Raw genomic sequence first — 20,205 nt, 5'->3', positions numbered from 1 at the left:
GGGCAAGCGGGGCGCGCGTCAGGGCAGGGGGCCATCGTGGCGGAAGTGCACGTCCCGCCCCTCCCGGTGCGTCCGGCGGAAGCCGAGCCTCTTCAGAAGCGCCTGCGAGGCGGCATTGTCGCGATCGGTATCGGCGATCAGCCGAGTCACCCCGTGGCGCGCTGCCAGCTCCGCCATGGCCAGCCGCGCCGCCCTTCGCCCGATGCCCCGCCGCCAGAAGCCGGCGCCGAGCACGTAGGCGAAATCCGCCTCCTCCCCCGTCACCGTCGCCTGCACGAAACCGGCGACGACGCCCTCCACCCGCACCGCCCAGTTCAGCCACAGCGCCCCGCCCCCCGGCGGCCCGGCATTCTGCCGGGTGATCTGCGCGCGGATCTGGTCGGCACTGCCCGGCGGATCGATATCGAGCGCCGCATAGGTCTCGGCATTCCCGATGGCCGCAAACAGCGCCCCCGCATCCTCCGGCACCAGCCGCCTCAGCGTCACCCGCCCCGCCCCCGGCTCCTCCGCCTCCATCAGCGCGCGGCCCCCCCTGTCTTTGGTCCCAAAAATCCTCGGGGGGGGCTGCCGGAGGCAGCGGGGGGCACACAGCCCCCCTCCGCCCTTTCCACCCCGCTCACACGGTATCGAGGTAGAGCTCCAGCTGCTGCCGCTTCGTCAGCTCGGCGAAGTAGCGTGCCTCCTGCCGCTTGGTGCGCACGAGGTTCTGGAGCAGCAGGTCGGGGAAGATGCGGCGCGCGAAGGCGCTCTCCTCCAGCGCGTCGATGGCCCGCTCCCAAGTGTCGGGGATCTGCGCCATCTCCTGCTCGTAGGCATTGCCAAAGATCGGCGGCGGCGGCTGCAGCCCGTCCTCGATGCCGGTGAGGGCGGAGCCGAGAACGGCGGCCATGAAGAGGTAGGGGTTCACGTCGCCCCCCGCCACGCGGTGCTCGATCCGCCGCGCCTTCCAGCTGCCACCGGGGACACGCACGCTCGCCGTGCGGTTCTCGTAGGCCCAGCAGATGCCCGTCGGCGCATGGCTCTCCGGGACCAGCCGGTCGTAGGAATTGCCGTGCGGCGCGAAGATCAGCGCCAGCTCGGGGATGCCCTTGAGGCACCCCGCGATGCCCTGTCGGAGAAGGTCGGAGCCCTCGAAGGTGTCGTTGGCGAAGGCGTTGTTGCCGGCCTCGTCCTGCATCGAGAAATGCATGTGCAGGCCCGAGCCGGCATATTCCTCGTAAGGCTTCGCCATGAAGCTGGCGGCCATGTTGTGGTTCCGCGCGAGGCCCCGCACCAGCATCTTGAAGAGCCACGCGTCGTCCGCCGCCTTCACGGCATCCGGCTCGTGGACCATGTTGACCTCGAACTGCCCCGCGCCGTTCTCGGATATCGCCGCCTCGGCGGGGATGCCCATGACGTCGCAGGCGTCGTAGAGCTCGGTGAAGAAGATGTCGAAGGCGTCGAGCGCCCGGAGGGACAGGATCTCCGCCCCCGGCCGCCGCTTGCCTGAGCGGGGGGAGGGCGGCTGGCGCAGTTCCTGCCCGCTGTCATCGACGAGGTAGAACTCCATCTCCGTCGCCACCACCGGCGTCAGGCCGAGCTTCTTGAAGCGGGCCACCACGTCGGCAAGTGCGTGGCGGGGATCGCCGGGGAAGGCCTCGCCTTCTTCCGTGTACATCCACATCGGCAGCAGCGCCGTGTCGGTGTTGAGCCAGGGCATGGGGACATAGCCGCGCTCGGTGGGCTTGAGCACGCCGTCGGGGTCGCCGATCTCGAAGACGAGGGGGCTGTCCTCCACATCCTCGCCCCAGATGTCGAGGTTGAGCACCGAGAGGGGGAAGCGCATCCCTTCCTCTTCCAGCTTGGCCGCAAAGCGCCATGGCACGCGCTTGCCGCGGGCGACGCCGTTGAGGTCAGCCGCGCCGGCGCGGATGTTGCGGATCGAGGGAGGAGGGCCGTTCATGTTCACCGGATGATCTGGGGGGCGCGCAGCCGCATCCTGGCTCGTCGCTCCTGCGGAAGATGGCGGTTCAGCCGCCGGTTCACCAGCCCGAAGAGTGAAATGATCACCAGAGTCAGCAGGATGAAGTAGAAGGCGAGGATCGGGTAGGGCACGAAGGGGTTGAACGTCTTGTCCGCGAAATAGGTCGCGTAATAGAGCGCATCCCCCCGCTGGCGGACGGCCGGGAAGCCGGAGAAGAAGACCAGTGTCGTGGCATGGAAGAGGAAGATCGCCTCGTTCGTATAAGCCGGCCAGGCGAGGCGCATGGTCGTCGGCCAGACGACCCGCCGCCAGCGCGCGAAGCCGGTGAGGCCATAGGCATCCGCCGCCTCGAGGTCTCCCTTCGGGACAGAGCGCAGGGCGCCGTAAAAGATCTCCGCCGAATAGGCCGCGGTGTTGAGGAAGAGCACCAGTGCCGCCCCCAGCCAGGCGGAGGTGAAGGGGTCGAACGCCGGATGGACGCTCTTGAGCGACAGAAAGGCGAAGTAGGCGAAGAAGAACTGGATGAAGAGCGGCGAGCCGCGGAAGATGAAGATGAACCACTCGGAGGGCTTGCGCAGCCAGCGCCGCTCGGAGTTCTTGCCGACGGCGAGGGCATTGGCGAGCAGGAAGCCGGTAAGCAGGGCGATCAGGCCGAAGTAGATGTTCCACAACATGCCCGAGCCGATCAGCGTGAACTGCTGGCAGAGCGTGAAATCCTCGCGCGGCAGCAGCCGCTCGCCGAGGCCGATGGAGCGCAGGGCATAGGCCTGGATCGTCTCGAGACAGGTCATCGGTGCACTCCCCTGGCCACCGGGGGACGGACATCGCGCGATGTCCGTGCACGAATGTCACGCGAAATTCGGGGGCCCGGCAGCGCCGTCATGCGGTCACCTCGTCGCGCCGCAGCCGCTCGCCCGAGGCGGTGGCCTGCCCGTGGCTCAGTCTGTCCTGCAGCCGCGTCAGCGCCCACTCGGAGAGCTTCGTCATGCCGAGGTAGAAAACCAGCAGCGCCAGGAAATACCAGACCCGCCAGTCGCCATGCGGATAGGCGGTGAATTGCGGTGTCTTCGTCCCGCCGAGCTCGCGCGCCCAGTAGACGATGTCCTCCACCCCCAGCAGGAAGAGGAGCGGCGTCGCCTTGATCAGCACCATCCAGAGGTTGGAGAGCCCCGGCAGCGCGTAGACCCACATCTGCGGCACCAGCACGCGGCGGAAGGTCTGTCCCCGGCTCATCCCGTAGGCCTCCGCCGTCTCCAGCTGCGCGCGGGGCACGGCGCGCATGGCGCCGAAGAGCACGTTGCCCGCGAAGGCGCCGAAGACGATGGAGAAGGTGATCACCGCCAGCACGAAGCCGTAGCCCTCGTGGACCCATTGCGGCGCCGAGGAGAGCGGCAGCTTCGCCGCCTGGCAGACGATGAAGTCGTTGCCCTGCCAGACGGAATTCTCCCACTCCGGGCATTTCACCTCGTGGCGCACCCACTCGAAGAGCTGGTCGAGCGCGATGACGAAGAAGAGGAAGAAGGCGATGTCCGGCACGCCGCGCACAATGGCGATGTACCCCTTGCCCAGCCAGCGCAACGGCGCGACGCGGCTGCGCGCCAGAACGGCGCCGCCGAAGCCGAAGGCGAGGGCGGTGGGCGCGGTGACGGCGAGGAGCAGCAGCACGGTGCCCACCGACCAGTAGATGGCCATGTGCTTGCCCGTGGTCAGGTAGCAGGAGAGCCACGTCAGCCGGTCGAGCACGGAAGGGTCGGCGCAGAAGTCGAACATCAGCTCTCCGGCCGCCGGCGGCGGGCAGGGGCGGCCGTCATGTCATGGGGTGAGGGGCGCATGAAGCAGGGGGCGGCGGAGCGGGAGGGCCCGCTCCGCCGCAGGCTCATCAATAGGTCTGAACGTCTTCGCCGAACCACTTGATCAGCAGTTCGTTGAGCGAGCCATCTTCCTTCATCGAGGTGATGCCGGCGTCCATCGCCTCCAGCAGTTCGGTGTCGCTCTCGCGGATGCCCATGCCGACGCCGCCGCCGAGCGGCACGCGCTCACCCACGAACATCAGTTCGCCGTTCGAGGCTTCGACGGCCGGCAGCAGGTAGTCGTAATCGGCGAAGACGGCATCGGCCTCGCCGGAGCGGACGGCGGCGATGGTCTCGTCGGGCGTCGCGTATTCCAGCAGCGTGGCGCCGCTCTCGGCCACGTGGCCGGCCTGGATCGTCGCCGTCTGGGCGGAGACGACGCCGCTCAGCACGTCGACATTCTCGGAGGCGGCGACATAGGCGGAGGCGGTGGGCGGGTAGTAATCCTGCGTGAAGTCGATGACTTCCTCGCGCTCGTCGGTGATGCTCATCCCGGCGATGATCGTGTCGTAGTTGCCGGCGACGAGGTTGGGAATGATCGAATCCCAGTCGTTCGTCACCCATTCGCAGGTCAGCCCGGCGCGCACGCAGAGCTCATCGCCCAGCTCTCGCTCGAAGCCGGCGACCTCGCCGGTGTCGTCGATGTAGTTGTAGGGCGGGTAGGCGCCCTCAGTGCCGAGGCGCACGGTGTCCTGCGCGAAGGCGGCCCCGGCCGAAAGGGCCAGCGCGGCGGTGGTGAGGATCAGCTTTTGCATGATTGTCTCCCTGTTGATCCTGTTGGTGGCCCTTGTGGGCCCTTCTTTTCCGTCTCCGCGCCCCGGGCCTCAGGCGGCCTGGGTGGCGGAGAGAAACTGGCGGAGCCGCGCCGTCTCGGGGCGGCCGAATAGCTGGGCGGGCGGGCCCTCCTCCTCGATCTTCCCCTGGTGGAGGAAGACGACATGGTCGGCGACGTCCTGCGCCATCTTCATGTCATGCGTGACGAGGATCATCGTGCGCCCCTCTTCGGCGAGGGACTTGATGACCCGCACCACCTCCTGCTCCAACTCGGGGTCGAGGGCGGAGGTCGGCTCGTCGAAGAGCAGCGCCTTGGGCTCCATCGCCAGCGCCCGCGCGATGGCTGCCCTCTGTTGCTGCCCGCCGGAGAGCTGGGCGGGCCAGGCCTCGGCCTTGTCGCCGATGCCGACCTTGTCGAGGTAGCGGCGCGCCGTCTCCTCCACCTCGGCCCGGGGCCGGCGAAGCACGGTGAGCGGCGCCTCCATGACGTTCTGCAGAACGGTCATGTGCGCCCAGAGGTTGAACTGCTGGAACACCATCGAGAGATTCGTGCGGATGCGGACGAGCTGCGCATGGTCGGCCGGCCGCCGGTTTGGCCCCTGGCCCTTCCAGCGCACGTCCTCGCCATTGATGCGGATCTCGCCCTGCTGGCTGTCCTCCAAGAGGTTGCAGCACCGCAGGAGGGTGGATTTGCCCGAGCCCGACGAGCCGATCATCGCCAGCACGTGGCCGGCGGGCGCGGAGACATCCACGCCCTTGAGCACCTCGAGCTGCCCGTAGGACTTGTGGAGATCCTTGATCTCGATAACCGGGGGCCTGTTGGTGTCGTTCGGCACGCATCTCTTCCCTGACTGCAGGGCAGTCGAGCCCATTTTTCCGGCCTTGTCCATAAAGTCGCCACGTCCGTTTCGAGCAATTGCCCGATCAGGCGGCAGATGCCTCCGGCTTGGGCGGAAGCGGCAGGTCATAGGCGGAGGCGGGCAGGGGGACGATGCCTTTCAGCCCCAGCGTCGCCGCCTCTTCGGCCGGCAGCGCCCCGATCGCCTCGGCGATGGCGGCGCTGTAGGGGGCCGGATCCTCGCCGGCGCGGGTGATGAAGCTCTGCCCCGGGCTCGCCCCCGTCCGCCCGATGATCTTCACCGCCGCCACCTGCTCGGGCGCCCAGCGCTCCAGGTTGCGCCAGGTGACGGCGTCGATCGCCGCCAGCCGCCCGCGCCCCTCGGCGAGGCGGGCGAGCGAAGCGCTATGCGCCCCCGTCGCCTTCCCCGCGGGGAAGGCGAATCCCCGCTCCGCCGCCCAGAGCTGCGCCGCCCCCCAGCCGGACTGGCTGAGCCCGTCATTGTGGTCGAGGGGATATCCCGCCGCCTCCTCGGGCCGCGACGCCGGGTCGTCCTTCGGCACGACGAAGTAGGAGTAATAATAGCCGGGCGCACAGTCTTTCAGCCCATAGTCGGAGGCGCCGATCAGCGTCACCCGCTCCCGGTAGACGGCGCGGTAGGGCAGGTTGCAGATCTGGCTGAGCACCAGATCGGGCCGCCCCCAGACCTCCATGTGATCGGTCTCTACATCCAACGCCTCGGGCGCCTCGATGCCCCGGACCCGCAGCCCGTCCCGGATCAGCGCCCAGAGCACGGCATGGGCCGCGGCATTCTCGGCGCGCTGGTACATGGGCAGAGCCGCGATCATGGCGCCGCCCCGACGGACCGCTCACGATCCATTTCATCTGGCCACAAATACCGCGGGGGTGTGGGGGCTGGCCCCCACGCAGGCTCGGGCCCCCGCGCAACCTTCTGCCAGACCGAGACCTTCAGTCTTCCAGCCCCTTGCGGATCCGGTTTGAGGCGGTGTCATCGATGCCTAGCATCCGGGCGACGAGCCGCATCAGGGAGGTCTCGTCGGTGTCGCGCTGCCCGTCGGCGAGGGCGACGGCCCAGGCGGCCTCGATGACCGCTTCGCGCTCCTCGAGCGGCACGGCATCCTTGATGGCGCGAGTGAAGCGGACGGTGTCGGGGGCCTCGGCCTCCAGCGCCTCGGCCTCGCCGCGCAGCTTCGCCGCCTCGAAGGGGGACATGCCGTAGCGCCGTGCGAGAAGCGCGTCGATCTGGCGGATCTCGGCCTCGGCGTAATCATGATCGGTCCGCGCGATGCGCACCAGAAGGCCGGCCACGGCGAGCCGCTCGTCGGGCTCCGGGAGGCGGCCGGGCTCCGGCTCGGTCAGCCGGCGGATGAGGTTCGTGAACATGACAGCCAAGATAGAGCAGGGCGCGGCGCTCGGCCAGCGCCCTGCCGCATCTCGTGATGGCTCAGCTCGCGGCGGCCGTCGCCTCGCGCGCCGGCTTGAGGGCCGTGGCCCACCAGGCGAGATCGTCGAGCATCGCGGTGGCCGAGGGGCGCAGCACGCCGTCGACGTCGCTCATCGGGCCGTTGGCGCCGAGCGGGTGGACCTTGAAGAAGTCCGACGCGCCGAGGTTCACGCCGCTGCGGACGGGGACCATCTGCAGCTCCACGACGATGCCGCGGAGGTGCTCGACGGCGCGGGCGCCACCGATGGAGCCGTAGCCGAAAGCGGCCATCGGCTTGCGCACGAAGGGCATGTAGGCCTGGTCGAGGGCGTTCTTCAGCTCGCCGGGGATCGAGTGGTTGTACTCGGCGGTGAGGAAGACATAGCCGTCATACTCGGCCAGCTTCTCCTGCCAGGCGATGACCTTGGGGTCGCTCGCCGGCATCCACAGGTCGGAGGCCGGGGCCTCGAAGAAGGGCAGGTCGAAGTCGCGCAGGTCGAGGATCTCAAGCTCCAGGTCGTCGCGCTCGGCGGCGACATCCATCAGCCAGGCGGCGGGCTTGTCGGCAAAGCGCGTCTCGCGGGTGGTGGAGAGGATGAGAGCAATACGAAGTTTGGACATAGGTCGCTCCTTGGGGTAGTTACGAATCGTTACTAGCTGCATATCGGGGAGCGAGAGCTATCCCGCAAGAAGGCACCCGTTCGATAGGAAGGCACCTCGATGGAAGAAGGTCACCCGCAGGAAACCTGCTTGCGGATCAGCCAGTTGCTCAGCCGGGTCGGCGACAAGTGGGTCATCCTCGTCATCCGCGCCCTGCAGCCGGAGGCGAAGCGCTTCAACGCGCTCAAGCGAGAGATCGGCGACATCAGCCAGAAGATGCTCTCCGCCACGCTGCGCAACCTCGAGCGGGACGGCTTCGTCCGCCGCACGGTGACGCCGGTGACGCCGCCGATGGTGGAATACGCGCTGACGGATCTGGGGCGGGAACTCCTCTGCCCGGTGCAGGCGCTCGCCGACTGGACGGCCAGCAATGCCGACCGGATCGAGGCGGCCCGCGCCGCCTACGATTCGCGCGGCGAGGACGGCGCGGCGGCGACCGCCGCGTGATCGGCGCCGCGTGATCGCCCTTGGCGGGTTGTCGCCTGCCACGGGCGGCTCTCGCAAACGCGATATTGAATAGCAGCGGCTTCGGTCCAATCTCGACGGCAGAGCAGAAGACCCAAACGCCGGAGAGCGATACGATGCCGAAGCCCCGAAAGTCCCGCCGCCGCCCCTCGAGGAAAGCAGCCGCCCACATCACCACCGCCGCCGGCGTGATGCTGGGCTTTTCCATCCTTGCCGGCGCCAGCGCCGCCAAGCCGGCGCTCGGCCAGGTGACGCAGATCACCGAGGGGCTCATCAACACCGCCATCGCCTATGAGATCTCGGAGCGCTGCGACTCCATCGGCGCCCGCTGGCTGCGCGGCGTGGCGGTGCTCAACGGCCTGCAGAACCATGCCCGCGAGCTCGGCTACACCGAGGACGAGATCGACGCCTTCACCAGCAACCGGGCCGAGAAGGATCGCCTGGAGGGAATCGCCCGCGCCCGCCTCGTCGAGCTGGGTGCCCAGCCGGGCGACGAGGCCAGCCACTGCGCCGTCGGCCGCGCCCAGATCGCGGCGGGCACGCCGGTGGGGCAGCTCCTGCGGTAGGAGCGGGCCTGCCGGGCTGAAGCCCGGCCTACGGGTCGAGTTGTGCCGGCGAGTTCTCCCGGATCCTCGCGAGGCGGGGTCATGCAAAAGTGCGCCAGCGGCGCGCCGGTCCCGCTTCTCCCCCTGGCCGGTGCGCGCCAAAGGCGCAGGGCAAGCGCCGGCCCGCCCGCGGGATGGCGCTCCGGTGCCGTTTGCGCAGAGGTCTGAGCGGGGAGGTGGTGGCACCATAAAGCGCGCCGCGGTGACGGTGGAGCGCCACCCCACGTGCCGGCGCTCGCCCTGCGCCTGCGAGCGTGGGGCTATTGGCGTAGCGCTTCACGCGTCGGGTGGGTTTCCAACCCACCTTTCGCAACATCTCCGCTATGTCCCCGGTGCGCGCCAAAGGCGCAGGGCTGTTTCCGGTCTTGATCCTCCGCCCGGATCGGCGACGGCCTCGGCTGCTATAAAGCGCGCCCCACCGCCCGGCGCCCGCAGACGATGCGCCAGACGCCCCCGCACCCCGACCTCTGCCCATCGAGGCATCTGTCATCGGCCTCACCCCCGCGCCGCGGCGTGAATGTGGGCGCTCCTCCCTTTTCACCCCCGCCGAGCCGCGATAGAAGGCCGGAAAACCGGCGCCGCCGGAGAGGCGCCGCCCGCGGGCGAAAGGGGCCAGTGCCATGACAGACCTCAAGAAAGTCATCATCGACGGCCAGGAGATCGAGGTCCCCGGCGCGATGACGCTGATCCAGGCCTGCGAGGAAGCGGGCATCGAGATCCCGCGCTTCTGCTATCACGAGCGCCTCTCCATCGCCGGCAACTGCCGGATGTGCCTCGTCGAAATCGTCGGCGGCCCGCCCAAGCCCGCCGCCTCCTGCGCCATGCAGGTCAAGGACCTGCGCCCCGGCAAGAACGGCGAGCCGCCGGTCGTGAAGACCAACTCCCCCATGGTGAAGAAGGCCCGCGAGGGGGTGATGGAGTTCCTGCTCATCAACCACCCGCTCGACTGCCCGATCTGTGACCAGGGCGGCGAATGCGACCTGCAGGACCAGGCGATGGCCTATGGCGTCGACTTCTCCCGCTACCGCGAGCCGAAGCGGGCGACGGAGGATCTCGATCTCGGCCCGCTGGTCGAGACGCATATGACGCGCTGCATCTCCTGCACCCGCTGCGTGCGCTTCACGACCGAGGTCGCCGGCATCTACACGATGGGCCAGACGGGCCGCGGCGAGGATGCCGAGATCACCAGCTACCTCGGCGAGACGCTGCATTCCAACATGCAGGGCAACATCATCGATCTCTGCCCCGTCGGCGCCCTCGTCTCCAAACCCTATGCATTTACGGCCCGCCCGTGGGAGCTGAGCAAGACCGAATCCATCGACGTGATGGACGCCCTCGGCTCCAGCATCCGCGTCGACGCGAAGGGGCGCGAGGTCATGCGCATCCTGCCCCGCAACCATGACGGCGTGAACGAGGAGTGGATCTCCGACAAGACGCGCTTCGTCTGGGACGGCCTGCGCCGCCAGCGGCTCGACAAGCCCTATATCCGCGAGAACGGCAAGCTGCGCGCCGCCAGCTGGGGCGAGGCGCTCCAGAAGACCGCCGAGGCGGTCAAGGGAGCGAAGAGCCTCACCGGCCTGATCGGCGATCTCGCCCCGGCGGAGGCCGCCTTCGCCCTCAAGACCCTGATCGAGGGGCAGGGCGGTGTCGTCGAATGCCGCACCGATGGCGCCAAGCTGCCCGCCGGCAACCGGCTGGCCTATGTCGGCAACGCCCGGATCGAAGATATCGACACAGCCGACAACATCATCCTGATCGGCACCAACCCGCGCGAAGAGGCGCCGGTGCTGAACTCCCGCATCCGCCGGGCGTGGCTGCGCGGCACCAAGGTCGCCCGCATCGGGCCCGACGCCGATCTGACCTACGATGTCGCCCATATCGGCACCGGCCGCGACAAGCTGGCCTGGCTCGCCGAGCAGGATCATTCCGACAAGCAGGACAGCGCCGGCGTCATGATCATCGGGCAGGGCGCGCTGACGGGCGACGACGGCGCCGCCGTCCTCGCCACCGCGCTGAAGACGGCCAAGGCCGCCGGCTCCCGCGTCATGATCCTGCACACCGCCGCCTCCCGCGTCGGCGCGCTGGATGTCGGCGCCGTGGCCCCCGGCGGGCTGGAGCAGGCGATGGGCGGCGACGTGATCTACAACCTCGGCGCCGACGAACTCGACATGCCCGAGGGTGCCTTTGTCATCTACCAGGGCTCCCACGGCGACCGCGGTGCCCACCGCGCCAACGTCATCCTGCCCGCGGCCTGCTACGTCGAGGAAGCGGGGCTCTTCGTGAACACCGAAGGCCGCCCGCAGCTGACCGGCCGCGCCGCCTTCCCGCCCGGCGAGGCGAAGGAGAACTGGGCCATCCTGCGCGCCCTCTCGGGTGAGCTGGGGCAGGTGCTGCCCTTCGACAGCCTGCCGCAGCTGCGTGCCAAACTGATCGAGGCGGTGCCGCATCTCGGCGAGATCGACGAGGTGATGGAGAACGACGGCGACATCCCCGAGGCCGGCGGCGAGATGGGGCAGGGCGCCTTCGTCTCCCCCGTCACCGACTTCTACCTGACCAACCCCATCGCCCGCGCCTCGGCCCTGATGGCCGAGCTGTCGTCCCGGGCGGCTGCCCGCGACGCCGAAAAGATCGCCGCGGAGTGAGAGGGTTGGCGCGACTTCTTCCCCTCATGGCCCTGCCTGCCGCTGCCGGCTGCGACGCGCCGGCGCCCGCCGCGCATGCCGCTCCACCCGCGGAATACCTCGGCGTCGCGACCCGGCTGCTCGACGGCGATCTCGTCGATTTCGAGGTGGCCATGCGCGGCGCGGGCGGGGCGGAGGCGGTCAGCCGCTACGCCGAATGCGCCGCCGCTCAGTACACCCTGATCCGCGGCTACGGCTTTGCGCGCCACGTGCGCACGCTGACCGAGGAAGAGGGTGGCATCTGGCGGGCGGATGCTGTTTACACCATTTCGGCGGCGCTGCCCGAGGGCCTGCGCACCATTGATGCCGAGGTAACGGTCGCCCAGTGCGCCCAGGCCGGTATCCCGACGGTTTGACGAGGAGCCCCATGTCCTTCTTCACCGAAACAGCCGTTGGCATCCTGCTCGTCATCATCGGGCAATGCCTCCTGATCCTCGTGCCGCTGCTCGTGTTGCTGGCCTTCCTGCTCTATGCCGACCGCAAGGTCTGGGCGGCCGTGCAGATCCGCCGCGGCCCGAACGTCGTCGGCCCCTTCGGCCTGCTGCAGAGCTTTGCCGACTTCCTGAAGTACCTCGTGAAGGAGGTGATCGTCCCCGCCGGTGCGGACCGGACGGTCTTCTTCCTCGCGCCGCTCCTCTCCTTCGCGCTTCCCGTCGTCGCCTGGGCGGTCATCCCGTTCAACGATGGCTGGGTGATGAGCAACATCAACGTCGCCATCCTCTACGTCTTCGCCATCTCCTCGCTGGAGGTTTATGGCGTGATCATGGGGGGTTGGGCGTCGAACTCGAAGTACCCGTTCCTGGGGAGCCTGCGCTCCGCCGCGCAGATGATCTCCTACGAAGTCTCCATCGGCCTGATCATCATCGGCGTCATCATCTCGACCGGCTCGATGAACCTCTCCGCCATCGTCTACGCGCAGGAGACGGGCTGGGGCATCCTCGGCTGGTACTGGCTGCCGCACTTCCCGATGCTGTTCCTCTTCTTCATCTCCGCGCTGGCGGAGACGAACCGCCCGCCCTTCGACCTGCCGGAAGCGGAATCGGAGCTCGTGGCCGGCTACCAGGTGGAATATTCCTCGACGCCGTTCTTGCTGTTCATGATCGGCGAATACGTCGCCATGGTGCTGATGTGCGCGCTGGTCTCGCTGCTGTTCCTCGGCGGCTGGCTGTCGCCCGTCCCGTTCCTGCCCGACGGCTTCCTCTGGATGTTCCTGAAGGTCCTCTTCTGTTTCTTCATCTTCGCCCTCGTGAAGGCCGTGACCCCCCGCTACCGCTACGACCAGCTCATGCGGCTCGGCTGGAAGGTCTTCCTGCCCCTGTCGCTGGCCTGGGTGGTGCTGATCTCCTTCCTCGCCCGCTTCGAGGTGGCCGACGGCTTCTGGGCCCGCTGGGCCGTGGGGCTCTGATATGGGCGATATCGCCAAGGCAGTGGGGGAGGCGAGCGCGCGAGAGCTCTTCGACCTCGCCCGCCACATGACGGGCAGCCTGCAGATCGCGCGGGACGACGGGCAGGGGCTCTTCCGCCTCTCCACCGGAGACGTGGCCGAAGTCCTGCTCGACTGGGCGGAGGAGGAGGGGCTGACAGGCCCCGGCGCCGCCGCCGCTGCTGCAAAAGGCCCGCAAGAGGGCTTCGACGAGACGAGCGAACTGCACCCGGGCAATGACCCGAACCTGCCTCCCATGGAGGGCACACACGGATGAGCCAGATCGATTACACCCGCGCGGCGAAGTACTTTTTGCTCGCCGATTTCTTCAAGGGCTTCCGGGTGGGGATGAAGTACTTCTTCGCCCCCAAGCCCACGGTGAACTACCCGTTCGAGAAGAACCCCCTGTCTCCCCGCTTCCGCGGCGAGCACGCCCTGCGCCGCTATCCCAATGGCGAAGAGCGCTGCATCGCCTGCAAGCTCTGCGAGGCGATCTGCCCGGCGCAGGCGATCACCATCGATGCCGAACCGCGCGAGGACGGCTCCCGCCGCACCACGCGCTACGACATCGACATGACGAAGTGCATCTACTGCGGCTTCTGCCAGGAGGCCTGCCCGGTCGACGCCATCGTCGAGGGGCCGAACTTCGAATTCTCCACCGAGACGCGCGAAGAGCTCTACTACGACAAGGAAAAGCTCCTCGCGAACGGCGACCGCTGGGAAGCCGAGATCGCCCGCAACCTCGAAATCGACGCGCCCTACCGCTGAGGAGCTGACGCATGGGAGCCTGGGGCCCCGGACCGTTCGACAATGATGACGCGATGGACCTGCTCCTCGATTACGAGGGGCAGGGCGTCGGCGTGCTGCTGGATGTCCTGCAGGAGCCCAACGATGCCGAGGGCGACGGCTTCATCGACGCGCCGCTCGGCGGCCAGCTCATTGCGCTGGGAGAGATCGTCGCTGCCTGTCACGGCCGCCCGTTCACGGCCGGCCCGTCGGACTACGCCATGGGCGGCGACCCCGCCCGCCTGCAGGCGCAGATGAAGGCCCATGCCGAGGCGGTGAAGGCCGAGCCCCGCCTGCTGGAGGGCGCCCGCGCCGCGGTGAACGGGCTTCTCGCCAACCCCAAGGTCTCGGAGCTCGCCGCGCTCTGGCAGGAGGGCGAGCAGCTCGAGGGCTTCGCGCGCACCATCTCCGATCTCGAGACGCGGCTGCGCAAGGTGGCCACATGAGCACGCAGAACCCTTTCGAGGCGATGATGAAGGCCGGGCAGGACTGGGCCAAGGCCGTCAACCCGGCGCTGGAGAGCTTCTCTCCCAAGGGGTTCGAGGCGCTCTGGCCGACGATGCCCAAAGAGGTGCTGGAAACCTTCTGGGGCCGCACCTTCAACCCCGAGGGGCTGGACGCCAAGACGCGCCTGCTCCTGACGCTTCAGGGCCTCACGGTGCTGGGCGCGCAGGGGGAATCGCAGATCCGCATGACCGTGCGCCACGCCATCAAGGCCGGCGCCACCCGCCAGGAAGTGGCGGAAACCCTTCAGATGGCCGGCCTCTTCGGCGGCCTGCCCGCCATGAACCGGGCGCTGGACCTGGCCAAAGAGGCCATGGACGAGGAGAAAGACACATGACCGTCGCCGCTTTCGCCTTCTATCTCTTCGCCGTCAGCACCCTCTTCGGGGGCCTGATGACGGTGCTGGCCCGCAATCCGGTGCACTCGGTGCTCTGGCTCATCCTCGCCTTCCTCTCCGCCGCCGGGCTCTTCGTGCTGGTGGGGGCGGAGTTCGTGGCGATGCTGCTCATCATCGTCTACGTCGGCGCCGTCGCGGTGCTCTTCCTCTTCGTCGTCATGATGCTCGATGTCGACTTCGCCGAGCTGAAGGCGGAGATGGCCCGCTACATGCCGCTGGCGCTGCTGATCGGCATCGTCATCCTGATGCAGCTCGGCCTCGCCTTCGGCATCTGGGAATACGGCGAGGGCGCCGCCGAGCGCCTCGTGGTGCCCATCGGCGAGGGGATGAACACGCGCCTCCTCGGCCTCGTGCTCTACGACCGCTACTTCCTGCTCTTCCAGCTCGCCGGCCTGATCCTGCTGACAGCAATGATCGGGGCCATCGTGCTGACGCTGCGCCACCGGCAGGACGTCAAGCGCCAGAACGTGCTGCTGCAGATGTCGCGCGATCCCGCCAAGGCGATGGAGCTGAAGGACGTCAAGCCGGGGCAGGGCCTGTGAGCCTGCCGCGCCGCCCCGTGCGGCGCGGGCCGCGCATGGACAGCAGGAGGCATCCGATGAAGATCACCGCCAGCCTGACCGCCGCCCTCGCCCTCGCGGCCGGCGCCACCACGGCGCAGGACGCCTGCTACTTCGAGCCGGAGGCCGGTGTCATCAAGGCGGAGGGCGACGCCGCGCCCCTCGGGCAGGCGATCAGCCCGGTCGCCGAGGCGGGGGACTACAGCTCCTTCTTCTGGAGGGGCGAGGACGGCACGACGATCCTCGTGCATGACTGTGCCTCGGGCGCGCACCTGACGATCAATGCCGGCAGCTCCGGCCGCAGCGGGCTGATCTGGGAGTTCGAGGCGCTGATGGAAGGCGCCGGGGACATGAGCCTAGAGGACATCGCCGCCGGCATCGGCGCCGATGTCGACACGACGATCGGCAGCGACGAGATCGGCAATTGCGATTGCCTCGCGCTCGGCCTCGGGGGCTGAGCGTGGCCGCCCCGGCCCCTCCGGGCCAGGGCGTAAATGGTTAACGGCACAGCCGCCCCGGTTGACGGCGGCGGCGGACATGTCAGAAGGGCCTCCATGAGCGAGGGACGGAACATGAGCGGCACGGGCAGGGCGGGGATCGCCGGCGCGGCATTCGCCGCCGGCCTCGCCGGCTGCGCCATGGACGGGCTCGAGGCGGCCGATTGCGCCATCGCCTCCGGCTTCGCCGCCAGCGACGTTCCGCAGGATCTCGGCAACGGCACCGTCGTCACCCGCCTCACTCACTCGGGCGGTGCGGCAGACGACTACTGGGGCGCCGAGCGCTATGAGGTCACCGCCTGCGGCAGCGGCGAGTGGGTGAGGATGACCTCCATGGCCTTCGCCTCCGGCGGCGAGGTGCTGTCAGACCGTCGCTTCGCCGTCACGACGCTGATCGATGCGGCATCGGCGCTGGCGGCTGCCGACGTGCCGGTGTACCTCGCCGAGCGCGCGGTCTCGAACAACATCGAATACCGCGCCGGGCGCGGGACGCTGGAGAGCTGCGGCTGCCAGGTCTTCTACCCGGACAGCGCGGCAACCGCTCAGGAGGGCACCACATGATCGGGCTGGAACATTACCTCGCCGTCGCGGCGGCCCTCTTCGTCATCGGTATCTTCGGGCTCTTCCTCAACCGGAAGAACATCATCATCATCCTGATGTCGATCGAGCTGATCCTGCTCTCCGTCAACATCAACTTCGTCGCCTTCTCGGCCTATCTCGGCGATCTCGTCGGGCAGGTCTTCACGCTCTTCGTGCTCACCGTCGCCGCCGCCGAGGCGGCCATCGGCCTCGCCATCCTCGTCTGCTTCTTCCGCAACCGCGGCACGATCGACGTGGAAGATGTCAACGTGATGAAGGGGTGAGGCGGTGCTGAACGATTACGGAACCCCCGGCCAACCGGCGCCCTCCGCCGCCACGGCCACACCCGCGATGCCCGCCCGTCCGGCGCTGATCTTCTGAGGAGCGATCATGACGACCATCATCCTCTTCGCCCCTCTGGTCGGCGCGCTCATCGCCGGCTTCCTCTGGCGGCAGATCGGCGAGAGCGCCGCGCAGTGGACGGCCACCGTCCTGCTGTTCCTCGCCGCCTTCCTGAGCTGGATCGTCTTCTTCACGCTGCCTGACGGCACGCAGCACATCACGCTGATGCGCTGGGTGGAATCGGGCACGCTGAGCACCGACTGGGCCATCCGGCTCGACCGGCTGACGGCGATCATGCTGATCGTCATCACCACCGTCTCGGCGCTCGTGCACCTTTATTCCATGGGCTACATGGCCCATGACGAGAACTTCCGGGAGGGGGAGAGCTACCGTCCCCGCTTCTTCGCCTACCTGTCGTTCTTCACCTTCGCCATGCTGATGCTGGTGACCTCCGACAACCTCCTGCAGCTGTTCTTCGGCTGGGAGGGCGTGGGCGTCGCCTCCTACCTCCTGATCGGCTTCTACTTCCGCAAGCCCTCCGCCAACGCCGCCTCCATCAAGGCCTTCGTGGTCAACCGCGTCGGGGATTTCGGCTTCGCGCTCGGCATCTTCGCGCTGTTCTTCCTGGTGGATTCCATCGAGCTCGACGTGATCTTCGCCGAGGCGCCGGCGCTGGCGGACACGACGCTCCACTTCCTCTGGCGCGACTGGAATGCCGCGAACCTCGCCGCCTTCCTGCTCTTCGTCGGCGCCATGGGAAAATCGGCGCAGCTCTTCCTGCACACCTGGCTGCCGGACGCGATGGAGGGGCCGACGCCCGTCTCCGCGCTGATCCACGCCGCGACCATGGTCACGGCCGGCGTGTTCCTCGTCTGCCGGATGTCGCCGCTCTTCGAATACGCGCCGGAGGTGAAGACCTTCATCATCTACATCGGCGCCTCGACGGCCTTCTTCGCCGCCACGATCGGCCTCGTGCAGACCGACATCAAGCGAGTCATCGCCTATTCGACCTGCTCGCAGCTCGGCTACATGTTCGTGGCCGCCGGTGCCGGCATCTACGGCGCGGCGATGTTCCACCTCTTCACGCACGCCTTCTTCAAGGCCATGCTCTTCCTCGGCGCCGGCTCCGTCATCCACGCGATGCACCACGAGCAGGACATGCGGAATTACGGCGGCCTGCGGAAGAAGATCCCCTACACCTTCTGGGCGATGCTGATCGGCACGCTGGCCATCACCGGTGTCGGCATCCCGCTGACCTATATCGGCTTCGCCGGCTTCCTCTCGAAGGACGCCATCATCGAGAGCGCCTGGGCCTCCGGCAACGGCTTCGCCTTCTGGGCGCTCGTCATCGCGGCGCTCTTCACCTCCTTCTACTCCTGGCGGCTGATCTTCCTCACCTTCTTCGGCAAGCCGAGGGGCAACCACCACACGCACGAGCATGCCCATGAGAGCCCGGCGGTGATGACCATCCCGCTAGGCGTGCTGGCGCTCGGTGCCATCTTCGCCGGAATGATCTGGCACAACAGCTTCTTCGGCGACCATGACCGCATGGCGACCTTCTTCGACATGCCCCACCACGAGGAGGAGGGCTCCGAGGCGCGCGCCGGCGACGGCGAGGCCGAGCCCATCGCCGAGGCCGGCGAGTCCCCCGAAGAGGCGCAGGACGAATCCGGCGAAGGTCTGGCGGACGTGGGCGAAACCGCGGCCGAAGGCGCGGCGCCCGAGATGGATGCCACCGAGCAGGCCGCGGCGGATGAAAGCCATGCCGAGGAAGAGGCGCACCTCGTCGGCACCGGCGATATCGGCGCCATCTACATGAGCGAAGAGAGCGAAGAGGTGCTCGACGCGGCGCACCACAGCCCTGTCTGGGTGAAGGTCTCGCCCTTCGCGGCGATGCTGATCGGCTTCGCGCTCGCCTGGCTCATGTATATCCGCAAGCCCGACTTCCCCGCGAAGCTGGCCGAGAACCAGCGGCCGCTCTACAACTTCCTGCTGAACAAGTGGTACTTCGACGAGATCTACGGGTTCCTCTTCGTGCGTCCGGCCGCCGGCCTCGGCCGGCTGCTGTGGAAGCGGGGTGACGGCTCCGTGATCGACGGGACGATCAACGGCATCTCCATGGGCTTCGTACCCATGCTGACCCGCCTCGCCGGGCGCTGGCAATCCGGCTACATCTTCACCTACGCCTTCGCCATGGTGATCGGCATCGCGCTGCTCATCACCTGGCTCACGATCGCCGGGGGGGCGAACTGATGGGCAACATCCTCTCGCTCACCACCTTCATGCCGCTCATCGGGGCGGCGATCCTGGCGCTGTTCCTGCGCGGCGACGACGAAGCGGCGCAGGCCAATGCCAAGTGGGTGGCGCTCGGCGCCACGGCCTTCACCTTCGTCGCCTCCCTGTTCATCCTCGCCGGCTTTGACCGGGATGTCGCGGCCTTCCAGTTCGTCGAGGATCACGAGTGGCTCCTCGGCCTGCATTACCGCATGGGCGTGGATGGCATCTCCGTCCTCTTCGTGATGCTGACGACCTTCCTCATGCCGCTGACGATCGCGGCCTGCTGGAACGTCACGCACCGGGTGAAGGAGTACATGATCGCCTTCCTCGTGCTGGAGACGCTGATGCTCGGCGTCTTCATGGCGCTGGACCTGGTGCTCTTCTACCTGTTCTTCGAGGGCGGCCTGATCCCGATGTTCCTCATCATCGGCATCTGGGGCGGGAAGGACCGTATCTACGCGGCCTTCAAGTTCTTCCTCTACACGTTCCTCGGCTCGGTGCTGATGCTCGTCGCCATGGTGACGATGGCGAACGTCGCCGGCACCACCTGCATCGCCGCCTGCGGCGAAGGCGAGGTGTCGCTGCTGACCTTCAACTTCTCCTCCGAGACGATGCCGATCCTCGGCTGGCAGATCACCGGCGGATTGCAGACGCTGCTCTGGCTGGCCTTCTTCGCCTCCTTCGCGGTGAAGATGCCGATGTGGCCCGTCCACACCTGGCTGCCCGACGCGCACGTGCAGGCGCCGACCGCCGGCTCCGTCGTGCTGGCGGCGATCCTGCTGAAGATGGGGGGCTACGGCTTCCTGCGCTTCAGCCTGCCGATGTTCCCGGTGGCGTCCGACATCCTCGGCCCGCTGGTGCTGTGGCTGTCGGCCATCGCCATCGTCTACGCCTCGCTCGTGGCGCTGGTGCAGGAGGACATGAAGAAGCTGATCGCCTATTCCTCCGTCGCCCACATGGGCTACGTGACGGCTGGCATCTTCGCGGCGAACCAGCAGGGCATCGACGGCGCCATCTTCCAGATGCTCTCCCACGGCTTCGTCTCCGGCGCGCTCTTCCTCTGCGTCGGCGTCGTCTACGACCGGATGCACACGCGGGAGATCGACGCCTATGGCGGCCTCGTGAACCGGATGCCGGCCTATGCCTTCGTCTTCCTGCTCTTCACCATGGCCAACGTCGGCCTGCCGGGCACCTCCGGCTTCGTGGGCGAGTTCCTGACGCTGATGGGCATCTTCCAGGCCAACACCTGGGTCGCGCTCGTCGCCACCTCCGGCGTCATCCTCTCGGCCGCCTACGCGCTCTGGCTCTACCGCCGCGTCGTGCTGGGTGACCTCATCAAGGAAGCCCTGCGCTCGATCACCGACATGACCGGCCGCGAGAAGGCGATCTTCGCCCCGCTGGTGGTGATGACGATCCTGCTCGGCGTCTACCCGAGCCTCGTGATCGACATCATCGAAGTCTCCACCGCCAACCTGATCCATGACGTCGGCATCGCCCAGGAGGCGGCCGCCGGCGCCATCCAGACCGCGCAGACCGCGGCCGCAAGCCACTAGGACCGCC

24 protein-coding genes are annotated in these 20,205 nt (G+C 68.0%); 15 read left to right on the top strand and 9 right to left on the bottom strand.

Going from position 1 to position 20,205, the window contains the following annotated elements; genetic code table 11:
• Positions 1-18: 18 nt before the first annotated feature.
• The 9 genes from GY170_RS12065 to GY170_RS12025 all read right to left on the bottom strand — a co-directional run bounded on the left by GY170_RS12065 (position 19) and on the right by GY170_RS12025 (position 7,490).
• Positions 19-516: a GNAT family N-acetyltransferase gene (locus GY170_RS12065; protein WP_163893989.1), complete on the bottom strand. Its 498-nt coding sequence runs from the start codon at positions 514-516 to the stop codon at positions 19-21.
• Positions 517-616: 100 nt separating this feature from the next.
• Positions 617-1,942, bottom strand: a complete 1,326-nt coding sequence (locus GY170_RS12060) for a glutamine synthetase family protein (RefSeq protein ID WP_163893987.1) — start codon at positions 1,940-1,942, stop codon at positions 617-619.
• Between the two features lie 2 nt (positions 1,943-1,944).
• Entirely contained in the window at positions 1,945-2,754 is an 810-nt protein-coding gene (locus GY170_RS12055; protein WP_163893985.1) for an ABC transporter permease, read from the bottom strand.
• An 88-nt stretch (positions 2,755-2,842) separates the two neighbouring features.
• Positions 2,843-3,733, bottom strand: coding sequence for an ABC transporter permease (locus tag GY170_RS12050; protein ID WP_163893983.1), 891 nt, complete (start codon positions 3,731-3,733; stop codon positions 2,843-2,845).
• A gap of 109 nt (positions 3,734-3,842) precedes the next feature.
• Complete coding sequence (locus GY170_RS12045) at positions 3,843-4,568, bottom strand: transporter substrate-binding domain-containing protein (RefSeq protein ID WP_163893981.1); 726 nt, start codon at positions 4,566-4,568, stop codon at positions 3,843-3,845.
• A 69-nt stretch (positions 4,569-4,637) separates the two neighbouring features.
• Positions 4,638-5,423, bottom strand: coding sequence for an ABC transporter ATP-binding protein (locus GY170_RS12040; protein WP_235937841.1), 786 nt, complete (start codon positions 5,421-5,423; stop codon positions 4,638-4,640).
• 88 nt (positions 5,424-5,511) lie between these two features.
• On the bottom strand, positions 5,512-6,273 hold the full coding sequence (locus tag GY170_RS12035; RefSeq protein WP_163893977.1) for a phosphate/phosphite/phosphonate ABC transporter substrate-binding protein: 762 nt from the start codon (positions 6,271-6,273) through the stop codon (positions 5,512-5,514).
• A 121-nt stretch (positions 6,274-6,394) separates the two neighbouring features.
• Complete coding sequence (locus GY170_RS12030; RefSeq protein ID WP_163893975.1) at positions 6,395-6,829, bottom strand: tellurite resistance TerB family protein; 435 nt, start codon at positions 6,827-6,829, stop codon at positions 6,395-6,397.
• Positions 6,830-6,890: 61 nt separating this feature from the next.
• On the bottom strand, positions 6,891-7,490 hold the full coding sequence (locus GY170_RS12025; protein ID WP_163893973.1) for an NADPH-dependent FMN reductase: 600 nt from the start codon (positions 7,488-7,490) through the stop codon (positions 6,891-6,893).
• Positions 7,491-7,589: 99 nt separating this feature from the next.
• Here GY170_RS12025 and GY170_RS12020 point away from each other — a divergent pair, with 99 nt between their 5' ends.
• The 15 genes from GY170_RS12020 to GY170_RS11950 all read left to right on the top strand — a co-directional run bounded on the left by GY170_RS12020 (position 7,590) and on the right by GY170_RS11950 (position 20,198).
• On the top strand, positions 7,590-7,976 hold the full coding sequence (locus GY170_RS12020) for a winged helix-turn-helix transcriptional regulator (RefSeq protein ID WP_163893971.1): 387 nt from the start codon (positions 7,590-7,592) through the stop codon (positions 7,974-7,976).
• A 134-nt stretch (positions 7,977-8,110) separates the two neighbouring features.
• A complete protein-coding gene (locus GY170_RS12015; protein WP_235924169.1) occupies positions 8,111-8,560 on the top strand; it encodes a DUF5333 domain-containing protein in 450 nt (149 codons plus the stop codon).
• 659 nt (positions 8,561-9,219) lie between these two features.
• A complete protein-coding gene (gene nuoG / locus GY170_RS12010) occupies positions 9,220-11,241 on the top strand; it encodes an NADH-quinone oxidoreductase subunit NuoG (RefSeq protein WP_163893969.1) in 2,022 nt (673 codons plus the stop codon).
• 26 nt (positions 11,242-11,267) lie between these two features.
• Positions 11,268-11,636 (top strand): YNQ4 family lipoprotein, encoded by a 369-nt coding sequence (locus GY170_RS12005; protein ID WP_163895339.1) that lies wholly within the window; start codon positions 11,268-11,270, stop codon positions 11,634-11,636.
• Positions 11,637-11,647: 11 nt separating this feature from the next.
• Positions 11,648-12,685, top strand: coding sequence for an NADH-quinone oxidoreductase subunit NuoH (gene nuoH, locus GY170_RS12000; protein WP_163893967.1), 1,038 nt, complete (start codon positions 11,648-11,650; stop codon positions 12,683-12,685).
• A 1-nt stretch (position 12,686) separates the two neighbouring features.
• Positions 12,687-12,980, top strand: a complete 294-nt coding sequence (locus GY170_RS11995; protein WP_163893966.1) for a hypothetical protein — start codon at positions 12,687-12,689, stop codon at positions 12,978-12,980.
• A complete protein-coding gene (gene nuoI, locus GY170_RS11990) occupies positions 12,977-13,471 on the top strand; it encodes an NADH-quinone oxidoreductase subunit NuoI (RefSeq protein WP_163893964.1) in 495 nt (164 codons plus the stop codon). Before GY170_RS11995 ends, nuoI begins: the two co-directional genes overlap by 4 nt.
• Before the next feature lie 11 nt (positions 13,472-13,482).
• Positions 13,483-13,935: a DUF4259 domain-containing protein gene (locus tag GY170_RS11985; RefSeq protein ID WP_163893962.1), complete on the top strand. Its 453-nt coding sequence runs from the start codon at positions 13,483-13,485 to the stop codon at positions 13,933-13,935.
• A complete protein-coding gene (locus GY170_RS11980) occupies positions 13,932-14,330 on the top strand; it encodes a carboxymuconolactone decarboxylase family protein (protein WP_163893960.1) in 399 nt (132 codons plus the stop codon). The genes GY170_RS11985 and GY170_RS11980 overlap by 4 nt, the downstream gene beginning before the upstream one ends.
• Positions 14,327-14,932 carry an NADH-quinone oxidoreductase subunit J gene (locus GY170_RS11975; RefSeq protein WP_163893958.1) on the top strand — a complete coding sequence of 202 codons (606 nt, stop codon included), beginning with the start codon at positions 14,327-14,329 and terminating at the stop codon, positions 14,930-14,932. The genes GY170_RS11980 and GY170_RS11975 overlap by 4 nt, the downstream gene beginning before the upstream one ends.
• Positions 14,933-14,988: 56 nt before the next feature.
• Positions 14,989-15,408 (top strand): hypothetical protein, encoded by a 420-nt coding sequence (locus tag GY170_RS11970; RefSeq protein ID WP_163893956.1) that lies wholly within the window; start codon positions 14,989-14,991, stop codon positions 15,406-15,408.
• A gap of 96 nt (positions 15,409-15,504) precedes the next feature.
• Positions 15,505-16,008: a hypothetical protein gene (locus GY170_RS11965; RefSeq protein WP_163893954.1), complete on the top strand. Its 504-nt coding sequence runs from the start codon at positions 15,505-15,507 to the stop codon at positions 16,006-16,008.
• Positions 16,005-16,310: an NADH-quinone oxidoreductase subunit NuoK gene (gene nuoK / locus GY170_RS11960; RefSeq protein WP_163893953.1), complete on the top strand. Its 306-nt coding sequence runs from the start codon at positions 16,005-16,007 to the stop codon at positions 16,308-16,310. Before GY170_RS11965 ends, nuoK begins: the two co-directional genes overlap by 4 nt.
• A 106-nt stretch (positions 16,311-16,416) precedes the next feature.
• Positions 16,417-18,621: an NADH-quinone oxidoreductase subunit L gene (gene nuoL / locus GY170_RS11955; RefSeq protein WP_163893951.1), complete on the top strand. Its 2,205-nt coding sequence runs from the start codon at positions 16,417-16,419 to the stop codon at positions 18,619-18,621.
• Positions 18,621-20,198 carry an NADH-quinone oxidoreductase subunit M gene (locus tag GY170_RS11950; RefSeq protein WP_163893949.1) on the top strand — a complete coding sequence of 526 codons (1,578 nt, stop codon included), beginning with the start codon at positions 18,621-18,623 and terminating at the stop codon, positions 20,196-20,198. Before nuoL ends, GY170_RS11950 begins: the two co-directional genes overlap by 1 nt.
• The last annotated feature ends 7 nt before the right edge of the window (positions 20,199-20,205 follow it).

The organism is Pseudoroseicyclus tamaricis, assembly GCF_012070395.1.
Lineage (GTDB): Bacteria > Pseudomonadota > Alphaproteobacteria > Rhodobacterales > Rhodobacteraceae > Pseudoroseicyclus_A > Pseudoroseicyclus_A tamaricis.
This window is presented reverse-complemented; position numbering and strand designations above follow the sequence as displayed.

What these genes read in the sequence shown, in the direction of transcription:
- nuoL (WP_163893951.1), top strand. Translation starts at nt 16,417, where the DNA reads ATGACGACCATCATCCTCTTCGCCCCTCTGGTCGGCGCGCTCATCGCC.
- GY170_RS12005 (WP_163895339.1), top strand. Translation starts at nt 11,268, where the DNA reads ATGGCCCTGCCTGCCGCTGCCGGCTGCGACGCGCCGGCGCCCGCCGCG.
- GY170_RS12020 (WP_163893971.1), top strand. Translation starts at nt 7,590, where the DNA reads ATGGAAGAAGGTCACCCGCAGGAAACCTGCTTGCGGATCAGCCAGTTG.
- GY170_RS11965 (WP_163893954.1), top strand. Translation starts at nt 15,505, where the DNA reads ATGAGCGAGGGACGGAACATGAGCGGCACGGGCAGGGCGGGGATCGCC.
- GY170_RS12050 (WP_163893983.1), bottom strand. Translation starts at nt 3,733, where the DNA reads ATGTTCGACTTCTGCGCCGACCCTTCCGTGCTCGACCGGCTGACGTGG.
- nuoG (WP_163893969.1), top strand. Translation starts at nt 9,220, where the DNA reads ATGACAGACCTCAAGAAAGTCATCATCGACGGCCAGGAGATCGAGGTC.
- GY170_RS12055 (WP_163893985.1), bottom strand. Translation starts at nt 2,754, where the DNA reads ATGACCTGTCTCGAGACGATCCAGGCCTATGCCCTGCGCTCCATCGGC.
- nuoK (WP_163893953.1), top strand. Translation starts at nt 16,005, where the DNA reads ATGATCGGGCTGGAACATTACCTCGCCGTCGCGGCGGCCCTCTTCGTC.
- GY170_RS12060 (WP_163893987.1), bottom strand. Translation starts at nt 1,942, where the DNA reads ATGAACGGCCCTCCTCCCTCGATCCGCAACATCCGCGCCGGCGCGGCT.
- GY170_RS12035 (WP_163893977.1), bottom strand. Translation starts at nt 6,273, where the DNA reads ATGATCGCGGCTCTGCCCATGTACCAGCGCGCCGAGAATGCCGCGGCC.
- GY170_RS12030 (WP_163893975.1), bottom strand. Translation starts at nt 6,829, where the DNA reads ATGTTCACGAACCTCATCCGCCGGCTGACCGAGCCGGAGCCCGGCCGC.
- GY170_RS11950 (WP_163893949.1), top strand. Translation starts at nt 18,621, where the DNA reads ATGGGCAACATCCTCTCGCTCACCACCTTCATGCCGCTCATCGGGGCG.
- GY170_RS12015 (WP_235924169.1), top strand. Translation starts at nt 8,111, where the DNA reads ATGCCGAAGCCCCGAAAGTCCCGCCGCCGCCCCTCGAGGAAAGCAGCC.
- GY170_RS12065 (WP_163893989.1), bottom strand. Translation starts at nt 516, where the DNA reads ATGGAGGCGGAGGAGCCGGGGGCGGGGCGGGTGACGCTGAGGCGGCTG.
- nuoI (WP_163893964.1), top strand. Translation starts at nt 12,977, where the DNA reads ATGAGCCAGATCGATTACACCCGCGCGGCGAAGTACTTTTTGCTCGCC.
- GY170_RS11995 (WP_163893966.1), top strand. Translation starts at nt 12,687, where the DNA reads ATGGGCGATATCGCCAAGGCAGTGGGGGAGGCGAGCGCGCGAGAGCTC.
- nuoH (WP_163893967.1), top strand. Translation starts at nt 11,648, where the DNA reads ATGTCCTTCTTCACCGAAACAGCCGTTGGCATCCTGCTCGTCATCATC.
- GY170_RS12025 (WP_163893973.1), bottom strand. Translation starts at nt 7,490, where the DNA reads ATGTCCAAACTTCGTATTGCTCTCATCCTCTCCACCACCCGCGAGACG.
- GY170_RS11970 (WP_163893956.1), top strand. Translation starts at nt 14,989, where the DNA reads ATGAAGATCACCGCCAGCCTGACCGCCGCCCTCGCCCTCGCGGCCGGC.
- GY170_RS11980 (WP_163893960.1), top strand. Translation starts at nt 13,932, where the DNA reads ATGAGCACGCAGAACCCTTTCGAGGCGATGATGAAGGCCGGGCAGGAC.
- GY170_RS11975 (WP_163893958.1), top strand. Translation starts at nt 14,327, where the DNA reads ATGACCGTCGCCGCTTTCGCCTTCTATCTCTTCGCCGTCAGCACCCTC.
- GY170_RS11985 (WP_163893962.1), top strand. Translation starts at nt 13,483, where the DNA reads ATGGGAGCCTGGGGCCCCGGACCGTTCGACAATGATGACGCGATGGAC.
- GY170_RS12045 (WP_163893981.1), bottom strand. Translation starts at nt 4,568, where the DNA reads ATGCAAAAGCTGATCCTCACCACCGCCGCGCTGGCCCTTTCGGCCGGG.